Origin of the sequence: Halosimplex salinum, from assembly GCF_003730195.1 — an archaeon.
In the GTDB taxonomy this organism is placed as follows: domain Archaea; phylum Halobacteriota; class Halobacteria; order Halobacteriales; family Haloarculaceae; genus Halosimplex; species Halosimplex salinum.
In genome coordinates, this window is sequence record NZ_QWGG01000009.1 from 83,586 (window position 1) to 100,028 (window position 16,443).

13 protein-coding genes are annotated in these 16,443 nt (G+C 70.9%); 7 read left to right on the forward strand and 6 right to left on the reverse strand.

The window, feature by feature from the left end:
- Nucleotides 1-30 precede the first annotated feature (30 nt).
- From D1409_RS19395 to D1409_RS19405, 3 genes are all read right to left on the reverse strand, one after another.
- A complete protein-coding gene (locus tag D1409_RS19395) occupies nucleotides 31-2,610 on the reverse strand; it encodes an alpha-L-arabinofuranosidase (RefSeq protein WP_206425138.1) in 2,580 nt (859 codons plus the stop codon).
- A 468-nt stretch (nucleotides 2,611-3,078) separates the two neighbouring features.
- A complete protein-coding gene (locus D1409_RS19400; RefSeq protein WP_123538646.1) occupies nucleotides 3,079-3,873 on the reverse strand; it encodes an IclR family transcriptional regulator in 795 nt (264 codons plus the stop codon).
- Between the two features lie 35 nt (nucleotides 3,874-3,908).
- A complete protein-coding gene (locus tag D1409_RS19405) occupies nucleotides 3,909-5,000 on the reverse strand; it encodes a Gfo/Idh/MocA family protein (protein ID WP_123538647.1) in 1,092 nt (363 codons plus the stop codon).
- A 248-nt stretch (nucleotides 5,001-5,248) separates the two neighbouring features.
- Here D1409_RS19405 and D1409_RS19410 point away from each other — a divergent pair, with 248 nt between their 5' ends.
- On the forward strand, nucleotides 5,249-5,704 hold the full coding sequence (locus D1409_RS19410) for an NUDIX domain-containing protein (protein WP_123538648.1): 456 nt from the start codon (nucleotides 5,249-5,251) through the stop codon (nucleotides 5,702-5,704).
- Nucleotides 5,705-5,764: 60 nt separating this feature from the next.
- On the opposite strand, the gene D1409_RS19415 is transcribed toward D1409_RS19410, so the two are convergent.
- Genes D1409_RS19415 through D1409_RS19425 form a run of 3 tightly spaced genes read right to left on the reverse strand, consistent with a single transcriptional unit; the run spans nucleotide 5,765 to nucleotide 9,211 of the window.
- The gene (locus tag D1409_RS19415) at nucleotides 5,765-6,379 is read right to left on the reverse strand and encodes an ArsR/SmtB family transcription factor (RefSeq protein WP_123538649.1); all 615 of its coding nucleotides are present in this window, start codon (nucleotides 6,377-6,379) and stop codon (nucleotides 5,765-5,767) included.
- Nucleotides 6,376-7,992 carry a S8 family serine peptidase gene (locus tag D1409_RS19420; protein ID WP_123538650.1) on the reverse strand — a complete coding sequence of 539 codons (1,617 nt, stop codon included), beginning with the start codon at nucleotides 7,990-7,992 and terminating at the stop codon, nucleotides 6,376-6,378. The genes D1409_RS19415 and D1409_RS19420 overlap by 4 nt, the downstream gene beginning before the upstream one ends.
- Nucleotides 7,982-9,211, reverse strand: coding sequence for an ABC transporter substrate-binding protein (locus tag D1409_RS19425; protein ID WP_164471804.1), 1,230 nt, complete (start codon nucleotides 9,209-9,211; stop codon nucleotides 7,982-7,984). Before D1409_RS19425 ends, D1409_RS19420 begins: the two co-directional genes overlap by 11 nt.
- Nucleotides 9,212-9,314: 103 nt before the next feature.
- On the opposite strand from D1409_RS19425, the gene D1409_RS19430 reads away from it, so the two are divergent.
- The 6 genes from D1409_RS19430 to D1409_RS19455 all read left to right on the forward strand — a co-directional run bounded on the left by D1409_RS19430 (nucleotide 9,315) and on the right by D1409_RS19455 (nucleotide 16,370).
- Nucleotides 9,315-10,517 carry an ABC-2 transporter permease gene (locus D1409_RS19430; protein ID WP_123538652.1) on the forward strand — a complete coding sequence of 401 codons (1,203 nt, stop codon included), beginning with the start codon at nucleotides 9,315-9,317 and terminating at the stop codon, nucleotides 10,515-10,517.
- 132 nt (nucleotides 10,518-10,649) lie between these two features.
- Nucleotides 10,650-11,594: an ABC transporter ATP-binding protein gene (locus tag D1409_RS19435; RefSeq protein ID WP_123538653.1), complete on the forward strand. Its 945-nt coding sequence runs from the start codon at nucleotides 10,650-10,652 to the stop codon at nucleotides 11,592-11,594.
- Nucleotides 11,591-12,454: an ABC transporter permease gene (locus tag D1409_RS19440; RefSeq protein WP_123538654.1), complete on the forward strand. Its 864-nt coding sequence runs from the start codon at nucleotides 11,591-11,593 to the stop codon at nucleotides 12,452-12,454. The genes D1409_RS19435 and D1409_RS19440 overlap by 4 nt, the downstream gene beginning before the upstream one ends.
- Before the next feature lie 5 nt (nucleotides 12,455-12,459).
- On the forward strand, nucleotides 12,460-13,002 hold the full coding sequence (locus D1409_RS19445) for a hypothetical protein (RefSeq protein WP_164471794.1): 543 nt from the start codon (nucleotides 12,460-12,462) through the stop codon (nucleotides 13,000-13,002).
- Nucleotides 13,003-13,074: 72 nt separating this feature from the next.
- Entirely contained in the window at nucleotides 13,075-15,321 is a 2,247-nt protein-coding gene (gene mutL, locus D1409_RS19450) for a DNA mismatch repair endonuclease MutL (RefSeq protein WP_123538656.1), read from the forward strand.
- A 107-nt stretch (nucleotides 15,322-15,428) separates the two neighbouring features.
- Entirely contained in the window at nucleotides 15,429-16,370 is a 942-nt protein-coding gene (locus tag D1409_RS19455; protein WP_123538657.1) for a sugar kinase, read from the forward strand.
- Nucleotides 16,371-16,443 lie beyond the last annotated feature (73 nt).

The following is a 16,443-nucleotide window of genomic DNA, read 5'->3' on the forward strand; positions in this document are numbered from 1 at the left end:
CCGAAGGAGAGTCCGCCGGCGTCTCGGGCGTCAGTCGTCTCCCGACGCCGATTCGTCCTCGTCGCCGTCGTCCTCCGCTTCGCTCTCGTCTTCGTCTTCTCCGTCCTCGTCGTCTCCTCCTTCGTCCTCGTTCTCGTCTTCCCGCTCGTCGTCCTCTGCCTCTCCCTCGTCTTCCTCGTCTCCGTCCTCACCGATCGTTCCAACGTGCGGTTCGCTGTACGGTGCGGCGTCGAGGCCGCGCCAGACGCCGTCGTCGCCGACGGTGTCGGGCTGACCGCGGTCGTTGTCGACGTACAGTCGGACGACCGCGGCCGGGTCGAGATCCAGCGTCAGCGTCCCGTCCTCGCCGACGGTCGTCGTCGTCTGCTCTGCGGTGTGGTTGGTCGGTTCGTCCCACGACTCGGGGAACAGGTGCGGGAGCGGCCGCTCCTCGGCGGTCGGGCGCAGGGCGACGACCTCGACCGACCTGCCGGCGTACCGGTCGCCGAGTTCGACCGTGACCTCGCTGTTCGTCCGGAGGTTCCGGTTGGTGAGGAACACGGCGAGTTCCCGACCGCGGCGGTTCTGCATCCCCGCGGCGTCGACGTAGGGCACGTCCTCCATCGGGCGGATACGCGGTCCGGTGTCGGGGATCGTTCGACTGTTGCCGTCGAGCTCCACGTCGACGGCGTGCCACTCGGCGTCGTCCTCGAAGAGCGCCGAATAGAGGCCGAACACCGACCCCGCGGGCGCCAGCGGGTTCGGGTCCGGCGGGAAGTCCTCGTTGATCGGCGGGAACATCCGAACGGGCACCCACGTCTGGGAGGCCTCTTTCACCGTTTCACTCTGTCGGACGAAGGCGTTGAGCATCCCCGCGATGTACGCGCCGCCGGGCATCGTCTCCGGGCCGGGATAGGGGGCGCCGTCGTCGACGCTCGGGAACAGCCCGTACTCGCCGACGTTGATACGGAAGTCGTCGATTCCGGCGTCGTCGGCCTTTTCGCTCAGTTCGGCCATCAACTCGCCGAACTGCGTCGGGAACATCACCAGCACCTCGTTGTAGTCGATCGGGCCGGCGTCGTGCTCGTCGTACCAGGCGTCGCGGGCGTCCTGACTTTCGATCCCCCAGTTGTAGCGGTGGAGGTCGAACCCGTCGAGGTGGTCGCCCGCTTCCGCGAACACGGTGTCGTTCCAGGTGGCGGGGTCGGGAGTGTTCGCTTCCTCGTAGCCGGGGTCCATCGCGTCGGCGTACACCAGAATGTCGTCGTCGACGGCCCGCATCGCGTCGGCGTACTCGACGAACCCGATCCGTTCGTCGGAGCCGCTCGCGTACTCCGAGGGGTCCTGCGTCGAGCCGCGCTGCCACGGGCCCCAGACCTCGTTGCCGACCTCCCAGTGGGTCACGTCGTACGGCGCGGGATGGCCGTTCTCGGCGCGGAGACGGCCCATCTCCGTGTCCGTCGAGCCGTTGCAGTACTCGACCCAGTCGGCGGCGTCCTCGGGCAGGATCTGCCGTTCGGCGGCCCATCCGGGCGGGTTGTCCCACCAGCCGACCGTGATGCGCGGCGTGAGGTCGGCCACCTCGCAGAGTTCGAGGTACTCGTCGGTCCCGAAGTAGTTGGGTTCGAGGCCGCCCCAGGCGTGGTTGAAGCGGACCGGCCGCTCGTCGAGCGGGCCGACCCCGTCGCGCCAGTTGTACTGGCTGGTGAAGTTGCCGCCGGGCCACTTCAGCCACGTCGAATTCTGTTCGCGCATCAGCGCGACGGTGCTCGGGTTGAACTTGCCGCGGACGGCGTCGTCGGCCGCGAGGTTCACCCAGTCGAGGTCGACGTGGCCGCTCCCCTCGGCCGTGAACTCGACGGCGTACTTCCCGTAGGGGGTGTCGACGTCCGCGATGGCGCCGGCGATGTACTGCTCGCCCGCGGCCTCGGCGAGTTCGAGCGTCACTTCGTGGCGCGTCCACTCGCCGGTCACGGGGAGGTCGGTCGCGGCGAGCTCCTCGCCGTCGAGCGTCGTGAGCGCGGCCCGCACCGTCTCACAGCCCTCGCCGCGGACGGACACGGAGAGGTCGTACCCCAGCGTTCGGAAGTCCGGGAGGACGATCTTCTGGGAGATCCCGCCGCGCGCGCCGTCGAGCGCGACGCGCTGGTAGTTCGTCGTCTCCACCGCGGCGACGCCGCCCTCGCGCTGTTCGAACGACGCGCCCGTCCCGCCGACCGGTTCCCACGGGAACGGCACGCCGTCGACCTGTTCGATCTCCGACGCGGGGTAGAACGTTCTCGGGCCGAAGAAGTCGTCCTCCGAGTACGTCCGCGGGTAGAACGAGGGGTTCTTGACGTGTTCGGAGTAGACGCCGGGGTAGATGGTCCCCGAGTCGTAACTCTCGCACAGGCGCCCGAAGAGGCCGTCCGAGACGGCCTCGTCCGTTCGGTCGTCGACGTCCAGTGAGACGGTGTTACTGACGGCCGAGTCCGTGCCGCTCCCGTCGGACTGTGGCTCACCGACGACAGTCCCGGTCGCCGCGCCCGCCAGTACCGCCGACTGGAGGCCCAGGAACACACGCCGCGACAGTCCACCCGTCCCGGTGCCGCTACTATCGGCTCTCCCGCGAAGCTCGCGATCACGAGGCATACGAGAGACACGTCGGAACGATCATGTAAAAACATTTTGAACAGTCGGGGACGGAGCGGACTCGTGCGTCCGGGGCGGCGCTCGTGACTATTCCACTCGCGGCCCGTCCCGACTGTCTCCTCTGGGAGAACTATTAAGTATCCGAACCGAGTACCGTGAAGCGGCACGCAGGTAGCCACTCGCTGTCAGACAGACATCCCCCCACAGTCGGCATTCGACGCCGTGATCCGCTCGGAGACCGAACGGTGGCGGCGTCCGTCGCCTGCCGTGCCAGTGGCTCCCCCTCGCCTTGACCCCGCGAGGCCGGGAGCCCTGACCCTCGCTGTTTCGATTCGGCCGTTGGTGACAACGTTCGATCATACATTGTTTTCTTATACGTCTGTCCGCTCGGAGCGACCGGAGAGACGCCGCTCGGAGCAGCCGCTGGCTGGTCGAACGAGCCGTGACGCGGGTGGAGGAGAGACGGGGTTACAGCGCGTCGGACCACTCGGAGTAGGTGGTGTTGAACTCGACGACGCCGACGACGTTGCGGATCCGGGACGGTATCTCCGAGCGGAACCGCTCGCCGGTCAGTCGGTCGCTCGGGCCGGAGACGCTGATCGCTCCGAGCAGTTCGCCCGACCGGTCGGAGATGGCCGAGGCGACACACCGGACCCCTTGGTCGCGTTCCTCGTCGTCGAAGGCGACCCCGCGCTCGCGAATCTCCGCCAGCGTCGCGCGGAGTTCGTCCTCGTCGGTGATCGTGTTGTCCGTCCGCCGGGACAGGGAACTGTCCGCGAGGAACGCGTCCAGTCGGTCCGCCGGGAGTTCGGCCAGGAACGCCTTGCCGGCGGCCGTGCAGTGCAGGTCCTCGACGGTCCCGGCGTAGGTCGGCGGGTCGTCGACGTCGTCACCGGCGGCCTGGTACAGCGTGATCCCCTGGCCGTCGCGCTCGACGACGAGCCGGGCCTGTTCGCCGGTGGTCTCGGCCAGCCGGTCGACGTTCGGCTTGGCGACGTGATAGATCCGTTCCTGCGTCCGCGCCGAGGCCCCGAGCGTGAACAGCCCCAGGCCGAGCCGGTACCTGCCGTCCTCGCGGACGAGGTAGTTGTCCGACGCGAGCGTGCTGAGATAGTGGTGTACGGTGCTCTTGGGGAGGTCGAGCGCGTCGGCGAGCTCCGTGACGCCGACCCGGTCGCGCTCGCGGACCCCCTCGAGTATCCTGAACGCCGTCGCGACCGACTCTATCCGTCCGCCCCCCGACCGGGAGTCGCCCTCGCTCATGTCCGAACCTGTCCCGGTCGGCACTTAAACGTACGTCAGGGCCGGGGCCGACCGGCGGCCTCGTAGATGCTGTCGAGGACTCGCTGGACCGCAAGCGCCTGTTCGGCGGTACAGCGGTCGGGCGACTCGCCGGTCTCGACGGCCGCCAGGAACGTGGCGAGTTCGTCCCGGAACGGGTCGTTGGCCGGCGGGACCAGTTCGCTGTCGACGTAGTGGTCGACCACGTCGCTCCGCACCTCGTACAGCCTGAAATCGCGGTGCTGGCCGCCCGCCGGGTCGACCGACTCCAGGGGCGTCGTGACGTCCAGCGAGACGCCCGCCTCCGTCCCGCGGATGTTGTACTCGTGGCGCCGCTCGGCGTTGGCCGCCCAGGCGACCTCGAGGTGGGCCGTCTGTCCCCCGTCGAACTCGCAGAAGGCGGTCACCGAGTCCTCCACGTCGTACATCTTTGCCTCGTCGTCCTCGCCGTACATCTCCAGGTAGGCGTAGTCCGAGCGGTCCCCGAAGTCCGACCGCGCCGTGGCGATCACTTCCTCGAGGTCGGGCCAGTCGTAGAAGTACAGCACGAGGTCGACGAGGAAACAGCCCACGTCGATGAGCGCGCCGCCGCCCGCGATCTCCCGGGAGGTGTACCACGTCCCGCGGCCGGGGACGCCGCGTCGGCGCATGAACCGCGCGTCGACGTGCGTGACCTCGCCGAGCCGGCCGCTCTCGACGTAGGCTTTCGCCAGCCGACAGCGGTTGCGAAAGCGGTGGAAGTAGCCGCACATACAGATGCTGCCCGTCTCCGCGGCCGCCTCGACGATCCGCTCGGCGCTCGCCAGATCGTGGGCCAGCGGCTTCTCTATCAGCACGTCCAGCCCCGCGTCGAACGCCTTCAGCGCGGCGGTCTCGTGGAACTTGTTCGGCGTCGAGATGATCGCCGCGTCCATGTCGGCCGAGAACAGCTCGTCGAGCCCCTCGTACATCGTCGCGTCGTACCGGCTGCGGAAGCGCTCTTTCGCCCGCGGGTCCAGGTCCACCGCGTGGACGGTGTGGCCCAGCTCCTGGAGGAACTCCGCGTGGGTCTCCCCGTGCTCGCCCAACCCGACGAGCCCGATGTCCATCCTGGGGGAGTCGTCGTTCATAGCTCACCCTCAAACCCGATCGTTGTATGGGTTTTGGTCACGCTACCGACTTCGACCGTCCCGCGTGCTGGTCCGAGCGAAATATATATGTATGAGACATGACTGTTTCGTAGAGAAATAATATTTATGATGTTTTCACCTCTCGTCCGACCAGGGACGAGCGCGGTCGTCGGCGGGTGTGGCGTCGAATCGGGGAGGGTCGGGCGAGAGGTAAACGTTCAAGGTCGTACGAGCGCACGAACTTCACAATGGGCGACGAGTACTTTCGGGGGCAGGTGACACAGCGCGGGATCGTGTTCGGCCCGCGCGGCGACGTCTTGCTCGTCACGAGCGGGCTCCGACCGTGGACCTTTCCGGGGGGGCGGATCGAGGCGGACGCCGAGCCCGAAGCCGCGCTCCGACGGACGCTGTACGAACGCGTCGGCCTCCACACGGAGGTCAAAGAACCGGTCAAGACGATCACGGACATCTGGGGCGACGGCGACGAACCCGTCTACGCGGTGCTGTACCGCGTCCAGGCCCGCAGTCGCAACGTCGAACTGGACGACAAACACGACGACTTCTGCTGGTACACGCCCGACGGCGCCGTCGAAGAGATGCACTTCGAGTCCCTCGAGATCGCCGTCGAGCGCGCGACGGCGAACCACCACAGCGACGAGTCCCGCGGGTCCGACGACGGGACGGCTCGAAACACCGACAGCTAGCGAAGCGACGACGGAGCCGCTCGACTGCGATGCGGTCGGAGCGAGTCGGTCCAATCGGCCTCACGCGGCGGCGTCGCGGGCGTACTCGGCCGCGATGAGCGCGAGTCCGAAGACGAGGAGGACGAGTCCCGGCTGAACCGTCGCGACGACCGCCGCCACCAGCTGTGCGACGCCGTCGAACGCTCCGTGCGCGCCGCCGGTGCCGGCGGGTTCGAGCACGGGGCTCCCCGAGGGCGTCGCCGCGACGAACCGGTCGCTGGCGTACCGGACGACCGCGCTGGCGGCCACCACTCCGACCGTCGCGCCGAGGTACTCTTCGAGCGAGCGGCGGGCGCGTTCCGACTCCTCGGCGATGACGACGGCGCCCTGCGCGGGCGCCCAGACGGTCATCTCCTTGCCCTTCTCCGAGTAGCGAGTGCCGACGGACTCGACGAGCGCCGCCGACTCCAGTTTCGTCAGGTGGTAGGAGACGGTCTGGACGGACTTCTCCGTCGCCGCCGCCAGCGCCGACGGGGTCCGCGGCTCCTCGTGGAGCGCGCGGTAGATCCGCCGCGCCGTCTCCGAACTGAGGGCGTCGAACACTCTGTCTTCCTCCTCGCTCCCGAGTTCGACGAACCGCGGCGTCGCGTCGCGGTCGTCCGTCGTACCGTGTCTGATTCGTGATATCTTTGTCATCCGTCTCGCCTCCAGTCAGCGGTTGCTCCGAAACTCCGTCCCGCCGCCGCTGCGACCGCGACCAGCGGCCCCGCGAGCAGCGCCAGCGACTCGAGAACCGGGATCGAGCGGTCGGTCCGCACGGCCTGTGCCGGGGCGACGCGACCGACCGCCGCGTCGGCGTCGATCCGGCCGCGACCTGCAACCGGATCGGCGCCGGCCGGTCCGACGTCGACCGCCGACGATTCGAGCGCACGCTCGACGCCGTCGGGGCCGAGCGACGGGGCCGCGTCCAGCGCGAGCGCCGCCGTCCCGCCGGCGTACGCCGCGGCGACGGACGTGCCCGTCTCGCCCCGCCCCGGCCACTCGCTCCAGGCACCGACCGGCGCGACGACGTCGACGCCCCGGCGGCCGTCGGTCGTCGGCCCCCGCCCGCTGTGGGCGGTGACGCCGTCCGAATCCACGTCGTACGCGCCCACCGCGAGGACGCCCCGGGCCGTCGCCGGCGCCGCCACGCTCCCGGCCGGTCTCGCCTGCTCGAAGCCGTGCGTCGGCGAGTCGAGGTCCAACCGCACGTCGGACGCCGACGCGGCCCCGGCGCCCTCCTCGATCCGGACGATGACGAAGTGCGCTCCGGGTTCGACCGACGCGTCGAGCCGTTCGACCTCGACGCGTCCGGGCCGCGGCGCGTCAGGTTCGACCCGTTCCGACCGGGCGACCAGTTCCGGCCCCTCGGGGCTCGACCGGTAGAGTTCCAGCGTCAGGTCGAGGTCGGTCGCGGCCGTGCCGTTCCAGGTCAGCCACGCGCGGGCCGACCCGGCGGTGGACGACTGCGACGACGACAGCGGGCCGAGGTAGTTCCGGGCGCCGTCGGGGAACTCGTGGCTGCCGTCGCCGCCGGGGTCGAGCGGCCCCGACCAGTGACCGCGCGCCTGATTCCCGGTCGGCGCGACGACGAGCGTCCCCGCTTCGCGGGCGCTCGTGACAGCCCGCGACAGCGGCGCCGTCCCGTCGTCCGGGGCGCCGAGCCGGTTGAACTGGACGACCACGACGTCGGCGTCGCGGTCGACGAGCCACTGCAGGCCCCGGACGGCGCCGTCGGGCGAGTCCGCGTTCGCCAGCAGCAGGTCGGCGTCGGGCGCGGTGGCAGCGACCGTGACCGCCGCGGCCGTCCCGTGAGCGTTGACGCCGCCGTTGGCGACGTGATTTCCCCGCCCGAACGAGCGAGCGGCGACGACCCGGTCCCGGAGGGCCGGATTGTCCGCGTCGAACCCGGTCGCGTCGAGGACGCCGACGGTGACGTTCGAGCCGGTGACGCCCCGGTCGTGTAACCGCGACGTCTCGTCGGGCAGCGTGAGGTCGCCGCGGTCGATAGCAGTCGCCCCGTCGCCCCCAAGAGAGCCGAGAGAGCCGAGTGCGGGGCCCAGAGACGCCGAGACGGCCGCCGCCGCGATCGCACCGACGATCACGCCGACGGCGAGCCAGCCCAGGTCCGACGCCAGCCCGCCGTCGGCACCCGCGTCCGTGGTCTCTCCCGCGGCGCCCGCCGCCGGCCGCTCGCCGTCGGTTTCGTCGACCGGTCGCCGCCGGTTCCGCCGTCGGTCGCCGTCCGCGTCGGACCGGTCACGCCGCATCCTCGTCCCCCTGAACCCGGTCCATCAGCCGCCGGTACTCCCGGACGGTCCCGTCGGGCCCGAACAGGTGCGGCTTCAGGCGGAACTCGCCGCCGTCCGCCCAGTCGAGGACCTCCCGGACCGTCGCAGCGGCGTGGCCGTCCAGCGGGACCGTCGGAACCGCTCGCTCCATCTCCCAGCGCCGGGCGGCCACCTCGGGCCGGCACAGCCAGTTCGCGTACTGCAGGCCGGCGAGCGGTCGCTTGCTCGCGGTCGGCACGGCGGAGAACCGGCAGTTCAGGATCGCCCCCTCGGACGGGACGACGTACTCCAGCGGGACGTCCCGCTCGAAGCGGGCCTCGTACAGCGCCGGGAGCGAGATCGACCCGACGACGGCGTCGCCGGCGGCGAAGACGTCCGCGGCCGGCGCCCGGTCGCGGTCGTCGTGGCCATCGACGAGTTTCGGCCGCTGGCGCCGCAGGGTCGCCTCCAGTCGCTCGAAGTCCGGATCCCGGGGGTCCTCGCCGGCGTACAGCGCGGCGATTTCCGGGTGTCCGTAGACGACGTCGGTGTCTATCAGGACCTCGCCCTCGTCGGCCCCGTCCCAGAGCGCACCCCACGAGTCGGGCGGGCGCTCGAAGTGGTCGGCGTTGTACACGAGCGGCGTCAACTGCGCCTCGACGGGGAGCGCGAACACGTCGCCGTCTGTCCGGTGGACCGGCAGGGACCGGAACACGTCGAACACGCGGTCGAACGAGGGCACGTCCGCGGCCGGCAGGGAGTGGAGGAGGTCGTCTTCGACGGCCCTGCCGACGAAATCCGTCGTCGTGACGACGTTGTCGAACGACCCCTCGGGCTCGTCGCGAACGCTCGGTTCCGTGAACAGTCCCTCGACGCGCTCGTACGCCCTGCGGAGCAGTCCCGGCGGTTTCTCGCGGCCGCCGAGCGACCGCGAGGGCTCCCAGGCGAACGACCGGTAGTGCTGCACCGTGATGCCCGTCCGGTCGGCGAACGCTTCCGCGGCCCACGCCGACCACCGGTCGTAGTAGTCGGCGGTCACCACCGTCTCGGCGCCGCCGTCGGGCGGCCACGCGTCGAGACGCGGGGGCATCTCGGGGCTGTCCCGACTGAGCAGGTGGCCGCCGCCGACGGCCGCAGCGCCGGCCGCGACGCCGACGCTCTTCAGGACCCGTCGGCGCGAGAGCGGTCGCGGGCGTCGACCGCCGTCCACCTCGTCCATGGGTGGGACGAGTCGCCGTCCCCACATATAAGTATAGAACGGTTCGAACGCCGTCGAAGCCACCGGGGGGTTTTACTCCAGACCCCGCTGACGTGTCGATACGATGGCTGCGCCCGGCGACCGGACCGACGCCAGTGAGCGGGACCACCGTCGGAGCGGTCGCTCCAGTCCGCCCGACCACACGCTCGGGGAGGCGGACTCCGCGCTCTCGGTCGCGCGGCGCGATCTCGCCGCTCTCTGCCGGTCGAAACTGCTGTGGGCGACCGCGCTGGTCCTGGTCGCGCTGGCCGTCGCACCGGTCCACGACCTGCTCCGCCGCGACATCCTGGTGGAGACGCACTACGACGTTCTGCGCCGGGCCCCGGGCCTCTACTACGTGAGCGTCGGCGCCGTCGCGGCCGCGGTCGGGTACGCGGCGAACGGGTCCTCGCCCGCGACCGGGGCGTCGGGGCGACTTCGAAGTCGCGCTGACGCGGTCCGGGAGTGGACGCGACGGAGCGGGAGCCGGCGGGCGGCTGCGGCGGTCGCGGCCCTGTTCCTGACCGTCCTCGCGTACGTCGCGGTCATGCGGTTCGGGCCGAACCCGGTCGCGCTGGCGACCGTCGCGCTCGCGCTCACCGCGTACGTCGCCGCCAGCAGCGGGCCGCGTCTCCGGGGCCGGGCGACCGGCCGGCGGGCCGCCAGCGGGCTGCCCGCGACGGGGCGGACCGCCTTCCTCGGATTCGCGCTGAGTCGGTCGGCGGTCCTGGTCGCTCTCGTCCTCGGGACGTACCTGCTCCAAGGCGCGCTCGCCTTCGCGGAACTCCGGGCGTTCGAACCGGTCGCCTACCTCGCGACCGCCGGGCTCCTGACCGTGTTCACCGTCATGTGGGCGGCCATCGCGGTCGGGTTCGGGGCACTCGCGGCGACGCCCGGGCGGGCGTTCGCGGCCACGCTCGGCGTGTACGTCCTCGCGGACCTGACTCACTTCTGGCACAACACCGTCTCGAACGTCCTCGGCGCGCTCGTCCTCGGCGACGCCTACGTCCCCACCGAACTCACGCGGCTCGAGAACCCCTACTCCGGCGACCCGTGGTGGGTGCTGTACCTCGGCTGGCTCAACCCCTTCGACGGGTTCCGGGGCGTCAGCAACTGGCTGGCCGTCGAACTCAGTTCGACCCACATCGTGATCGACGGCGAGGTCCGGGAGGTCACCATCGGCGGCGACCCCGTCCACGTGGCCTACGCCGTGGCCGTCATGCTCGGCTGGACCGCCGCGTTCCTCGCCGCCGGCTACTACGCCTCCGGCCGGTCCGAACGGGCCTGAACCGCGGCTCCGCCGTCGCCAGTGTCGCGCTCACATAAGAAATATTATATTATACAACCGCAGAACGTAGCTTCGAACGTCGTCGAACTTATCTGAAATTTTACTGTCCGTCGGGGCCACCGTCCGAACGGAATGGCAGCTATCGAAACAGCCGCCCTGACGAAGGAGTACGGCGACGTCCGCGCCGTCGACGGGCTCTCGCTCACGGTCGAGGAGGGCGAGATCTTCGGCTTTCTCGGTCCGAACGGCGCGGGCAAGTCGACGACGATCAACGTCCTGCTGGACTACGTCCGGCCGACCAGCGGGGACGTCTCGGTACTGGGCATCGATCCGCGGGAGCGACCGGAGGCGGTCCGGGCCCGCCTGGGCGTCCTCCCCGAGGGCTACGCGCTCTACGACCGACTCTCCGCGCGCAAGCACGTCCGCTTCGCCGCCGAGATGGAAGGCGTCGACGTCGACCCGGAGGCGGTCCTCGAACGGGTCGGCATCGCGGACGACGCCGACCGCGCGGTCGGCGGCTTCTCGAAGGGGATGACCCAGCGCCTCGCCCTCGGGCTGGCGCTCGTCGGCGAGCCCGACCTGCTGATCCTCGACGAGCCCTCCTCGGGACTGGACCCCAACGGCGCCCGCGAGATGCGGGAGATCGTCCGTGAGGAGCGCGACCGCGGGGCGACCGTCTTCTTCTCCAGTCACGTCATGGAGCAGGTCGAGGCGGTCTGCGACCGCGTCGGCATCATGACCGACGGCGACCTCGTGGCCGTCGACACGGTCGAGGGACTCCGCGGCCGCCTCGGCGCGGGCTCGACGCTCGTCGTCACGGTCGACGCGGTGCCCGACACGAGCGGCGTCGAAGCGATCGACGGCGTAACGGGCGTCACGGTCCGCGACGACGCGCTCCGCGTCTCGTGTACTGACCCCGGCGTGAAGGCGGCGGTCATCGAGCGGGTGAGCGCCGCGGGGGCGACGGTCCGCGACATCGACGTCGAGGAGGCGTCGCTCGAAGACCTCTTCACCGAGTACACGGGCGGCGGCACCGATCCCGGTTCCGGCGCGCCGACGGAGGTGAGCGAGGCGTGAGCGCGCGAGCGCTGACGATCGCGCGGAAGGACCTGACGGACCTCGCGCGGTCGAAACTGCTGTGGGGCGCCGCGCTGGTGATGCTCGCGCTGACCGTCCCGCAGACGTACGACGAGGCCACGAGTTCGTGGGACGTGCTGGTGGACGGGACGCAGGACCAGCTCCTGATCCCGTTCGTCCTGTTCGCCGGTCCGGTCGCCATCGTCGCCGCGTACGCCTCGGTCGCCGGCGAGCGCGAGTCAGGGAGCCTCCGTGTCCTGCTCAGTTTCCCGACCGACCGCGGCGCCGTGCTCCTCGGCAAGGCGCTGAGCCGGACGCTCCTGCTGTTGGCCGTGTCGCTCGGGACCTACCTCGTCCTCGGCGGCGTGTTGATCCAGGCCTACGGGACGCTCGACGGGGCCGAGTACCTGCTCGACGCGGGCCTGTTGGCGGCGTTCACGTTCGCGTGGGCGGGGCTCTCCGTCGGCGTCTCCGCGGCCGTCGCGACGAAGGTCCGGGCGGTGGCGGTCCTGTTCGGGCTCTACCTCGCGCTGGGCCCGCTCGCCCTCTGGAAGGCGACGGTGGTCAGACTCGTCGGCGCGCTCGTCGAGGGCCCGGGCTTCGACCCGTCCGAACTCAGGGGACTCACGAACGCCGGCAGCGAGACGCCGGAGTGGTACCTGTACGTCGGACGGCTGAACCCGGTCCAGGCGACGCTGGCCGCCAACGACTGGACCAGCCACAGCCTCACGCCGTCGGCGTGGTCGACCGGCCACGGCTCGCTGACCCACAACGCCTTCGGCGTGGCCGCGGTCGTCGCCTGGGGCGTCGTCCCGCTGGCGATCGGCTACTGGCGCTTCGGGCGCGCCGACCTGGGGTGACCACGATGCGCGAGACTCACCGAGATCTGACGCTCGTCGCGCTCGGGGTCGTCCTGCTCGCCGCCGCCGCGGTCGTCCCCGTCGACGCGGTCCGCTGGCACGACACGTCCGTCGAACAGCCGGACTTCGCCGAGGGCAACGCGACCGAACTGCGGAGCGATGGGTACGAGATCGTCGCCTACGAGACCCTCTCCGAGCGGGGCCGGGAGCTGTACGTCGCCACGCTGGAGAACGGCGGCCAGTACCGCGTCTCACCGAACGAGGGCGCGGACGACTTCGACTACCGCACGAGAGCGGAACTGCTCGGCGACGCGAACGTCTCCGGGCTCGACGCCGGGCGAGCGATGCAGGTCGTCGTCGAGCGACCGAACGGCACCGCCGAACTCCCGCCGGCCGACGAGGAGTCGCCCGACGCCCGGTACGACGCCGTGCTGACGAAGACGGCGCCGCCGCCGCTCCTATCCGTCGGACGGGCCCACCAGCTGGCGCTCGCGCTGGCGGGCCTGGGCTGTTTCGGCTACGGCGGATCGAGGTTCGTGACGCTGTGAGTGCCGATCGGACGGTCGACGGTCGGCGGCGGCCGGAGTACTCAAGGGCGTCGGCCGACCAGAGGCGGGTAGATGAGCGACGACGCCCCGACCGGAACGATCCAGCGCCTCGACGACGCCACCGTCGAGCGCATCGCGGCGGGCGAGGTCGTCGAGCGCCCCGCCTCCGTCGTGAAGGAACTCGTCGAGAACAGCCTCGACGCCGACGCCGGCCGCGTGGAAGTGAGCGTCGAGCGCGGCGGGAAGGACGGCATCCGCGTCGCCGACGACGGGATCGGCATGACCGAGGACGAGGTCCGCCGCGCCGTCGAGGAACACACCACCTCCAAGATCAGCGACATCGACGACCTCGAATCCGGCGTCGCCACGCTGGGCTTCCGCGGCGAGGCGCTCCACGCTATCGGCGCCGTCTCCCGCCTCACCGTAACGACCCGGCCGCGCGCCGACCGCGACGACGTGGACGGCGGCCGCGGCACGAAACTCCGCGTCGAGGGCGGCGAGGTGACGAGCGTCGAACCCGCGGGCTGTCCCGAGGGGACCAGCATCGAGGTCGAGGACCTCTTCTACAACGTCCCCGCCCGCCGGAAGTACCTCAAACAGGACGGGACGGAGTTCGCCCACGTCAACACGGTCGTCACGAGCTACGCGCTCGCGAACGCCGACATCGCCGTCTCGCTGACCCACGACGGCCGCGAGACGTTCGCCACGACCGGTCAGGGCGACCGCCGCGCGGCGGTCATGTCCGTCTACGGCCGCGAGGTGGCCCAGTCGATGGTCGCTGTCGACGCCGAGGCCGACGACCTGCCCGACGGCCCGCTCGACGGCGTCTCGGGACTGGTCAGTCATCCCGAGACGACCCGGAGCACCCGCGAGTACCTCTCGACGTACGTCAACGGCCGGTACGTCACCGCCGGCGCCGTCCGCGACGCCGTCGTCGACGCCTACGGCCACCAGCTCGCTCCCGACCGCTACCCCTTCGCCGTCCTCTTCCTCGACATCGAGGCCGGCGACGTGGACGTGAACGTCCACCCCCGGAAACTCGAAGTCCGGTTCGCCGACGAGGAGGGCGTCCGCGACCAGATTCGGACCGCCGTCGAGTCAGCCCTGCTCGACGAAGGCTTCCTCCGCAGCGGCGCCCCGCGCGGGAAATCGGCCCCCGAACAGGCCGAGATCAGCCCCCAACGGAACGGAACACCCGATCGAGACCCCGACCGGGACGACCGGTCGAACGAGACCGAGTCGGGCGACGGATCCGCGGTCGGACGGTCTGACGGGCTGGAAGCCGGCGCCTTCGAAGCAGACGGCGCGGCCGATGCTGGCACCGCTGCCGACGCCGGCGCCGCGACCGACGACGGCACCACAGCCGACTCCAGTGACGCGCCCGATTCCAGCGACGCGCCCGATTCCACCGTCGAGAAGACGCGTGGACCGACGTTCTCGTCGGACCCCTCGGCCCCGTCGCCGCGGTCCTCCCCGTCGAAAGGTGTGCCTTCGAGGGACACGGCGTCGGACACCGACGACGGACCGACCGACGTGGACGGGCCGGACGGCGAGAGCGGTGAGAGAGACGTCGGCGGGACGGCGACCTCCCCGGCGAGAGACGCCGACCCACGGGACGGCGCTCGCAAGTTCTCCGGCGGCCACGACCAGGCGCGACTGGGCAGCGGCGACGCCGACGCCGCCGCCGACGAACCGACGGCGTTCGACGCGCTGCCGTCGATGCGCGTCCTCGGCCAGTTACACGGCACGTACGTCCTCGCCGAGACCGACGACGGACTGGTCATGATCGACCAGCACGCCGCCGACGAGCGGATCAACTACGAGCGGCTGCGAGACGCCTTCACCGGCGAGACCACCACGCAGGCGCTCGCACAGCCGGTCGAACTGTCGCTGACCGCCCGCGAGGCCGAACTGTTCGAGACCTACGGCGAAGCGCTCGCGACGCTCGGCTTCCGCGCCGAGCGGGTCGGCGACCGGACCGTGGAGGTTCGAACCGTCCCGTCGCTCGTCGCCGACGCGGCCGATCCCGACCTGCTCCGGGACGCGCTGGCGGCGTTCGTCGAGGGCGAGGGGAGCGCCGCCGAGACGGTCGAGGCCGCCGCCGACGAGTTGCTCGCGGATCTCGCCTGTTACCCCTCGATCACGGGGAACACGTCGCTCACCGAGGGATCGACGCGGGACCTGCTCGCCCGCCTCGACGACTGCGAGAACCCGTGGGCCTGCCCGCACGGTCGACCCGTCGTCGTCGAGTTCGACGCCGACGAGATCGAGGCTCGCTTCGAACGCGACTACCCCGGTCACGGCGGCCGACGGGACTGAGACGACCGGTTCCGGGTCCGGCTTCCCAGCGAGTCGCGCCGGAGGCGTGAGCCGGATTTCACTTCGTGCCCCAATGAACTAAACCGGATGCTACCGATGGACGGGGTATGACAGAGCTGGTTACGTTCGGCGAGACCTCCTTGCGGCTGTCGCCGGCCGGCGACGAGCGCCTGGAGTCGGCGACGGACGTGGAGCTGCGGGTATCGGGCACCGAGAGCAACGTCGCGGTGGCGGCGAGCGCGATGGGCGCGGACGCGACGTGGCTGTCGAAGCTGCCCGACACGCCGCTCGGCCGACGCGTCGAGCGCTCGCTCCGCGAGCACGGCGTCGAGACGGAAGTGGCGTGGGCCGACGACGGCCGACAGGGGCTCCAGTTCGCCGAACGGGGGCGCACACCGCGGGACGGGCGACTCCTCCAGGACCGCCATCACGCCGCGGCGGCGTCGGTGACGCCCGGCGAGCTCCCGATGGACCGGATCCAGCGGGCCGACGCCACGTTCGTCGCCGGGAGCACGCTCTCGCTGTCGGGCGACATCGTCGAGACGGCCGAGGCGGTCCTGCGCGCCGCGGGGAGCGGGCTGGTCGCGATGGACCTCGACTTCCAGCCCGGCCTCTGGTCGGTCGAGGAAGCGCGCGAGACGCTCGACGGCGTCTTCGACGCGGTGGACGTGCTGATCGCGAACGAGGAGCAGGCCCGGACCGTCTTCGACCGGACGGGGAAACCGCGCGAACTCGCCCACGCCATCGCGTCGGCCCGGGAGTTCGACACCGTCGTCATCACGCGGAGCGAACACGGCGTGCTGGCCTACCAGGACAGCGTCATCCACGAACAGGACGGGATCGAGGGGGAGGTCGTCGACCCCGCGGGCCAACACGAGGCGTTCACCGGTGCCTTCCTCGAACGGGTGCTGTCGGGCGCCGACGCGGGCGAAGCGCTGGCCTGTGGCGTCGCGAGCGCGACCCTGGCGCGGACGCTCCCCGGCGCGATGACCACGGCGACGCGCGAGGAAGTCGATTCGCTGGTCGAGGAGCTCCAGAGCGGACGCTGACGGCGACCGATCGGTCGAACCGCGCCAGAGGCTCGCTCGCCCGTCTTGACAGCGATATGATGGGCTGTGCGCT

Coding starts and splice junctions, on each gene's coding strand:
- D1409_RS19395 (WP_206425138.1), bottom strand. CDS start 2,610: ATGCCTCGTGATCGCGAGCTTCGCGGGAGAGCCGATAGTAGCGGCACC.
- D1409_RS19400 (WP_123538646.1), bottom strand. CDS start 3,873: ATGAGCGAGGGCGACTCCCGGTCGGGGGGCGGACGGATAGAGTCGGTC.
- D1409_RS19405 (WP_123538647.1), bottom strand. CDS start 5,000: ATGAACGACGACTCCCCCAGGATGGACATCGGGCTCGTCGGGTTGGGC.
- D1409_RS19410 (WP_123538648.1), top strand. CDS start 5,249: ATGGGCGACGAGTACTTTCGGGGGCAGGTGACACAGCGCGGGATCGTG.
- D1409_RS19415 (WP_123538649.1), bottom strand. CDS start 6,379: ATGACAAAGATATCACGAATCAGACACGGTACGACGGACGACCGCGAC.
- D1409_RS19420 (WP_123538650.1), bottom strand. CDS start 7,992: ATGCGGCGTGACCGGTCCGACGCGGACGGCGACCGACGGCGGAACCGG.
- D1409_RS19425 (WP_164471804.1), bottom strand. CDS start 9,211: ATGGACGAGGTGGACGGCGGTCGACGCCCGCGACCGCTCTCGCGCCGA.
- D1409_RS19430 (WP_123538652.1), top strand. CDS start 9,315: ATGGCTGCGCCCGGCGACCGGACCGACGCCAGTGAGCGGGACCACCGT.
- D1409_RS19435 (WP_123538653.1), top strand. CDS start 10,650: ATGGCAGCTATCGAAACAGCCGCCCTGACGAAGGAGTACGGCGACGTC.
- D1409_RS19445 (WP_164471794.1), top strand. CDS start 12,460: ATGCGCGAGACTCACCGAGATCTGACGCTCGTCGCGCTCGGGGTCGTC.
- mutL (WP_123538656.1), top strand. CDS start 13,075: ATGAGCGACGACGCCCCGACCGGAACGATCCAGCGCCTCGACGACGCC.
- D1409_RS19455 (WP_123538657.1), top strand. CDS start 15,429: ATGACAGAGCTGGTTACGTTCGGCGAGACCTCCTTGCGGCTGTCGCCG.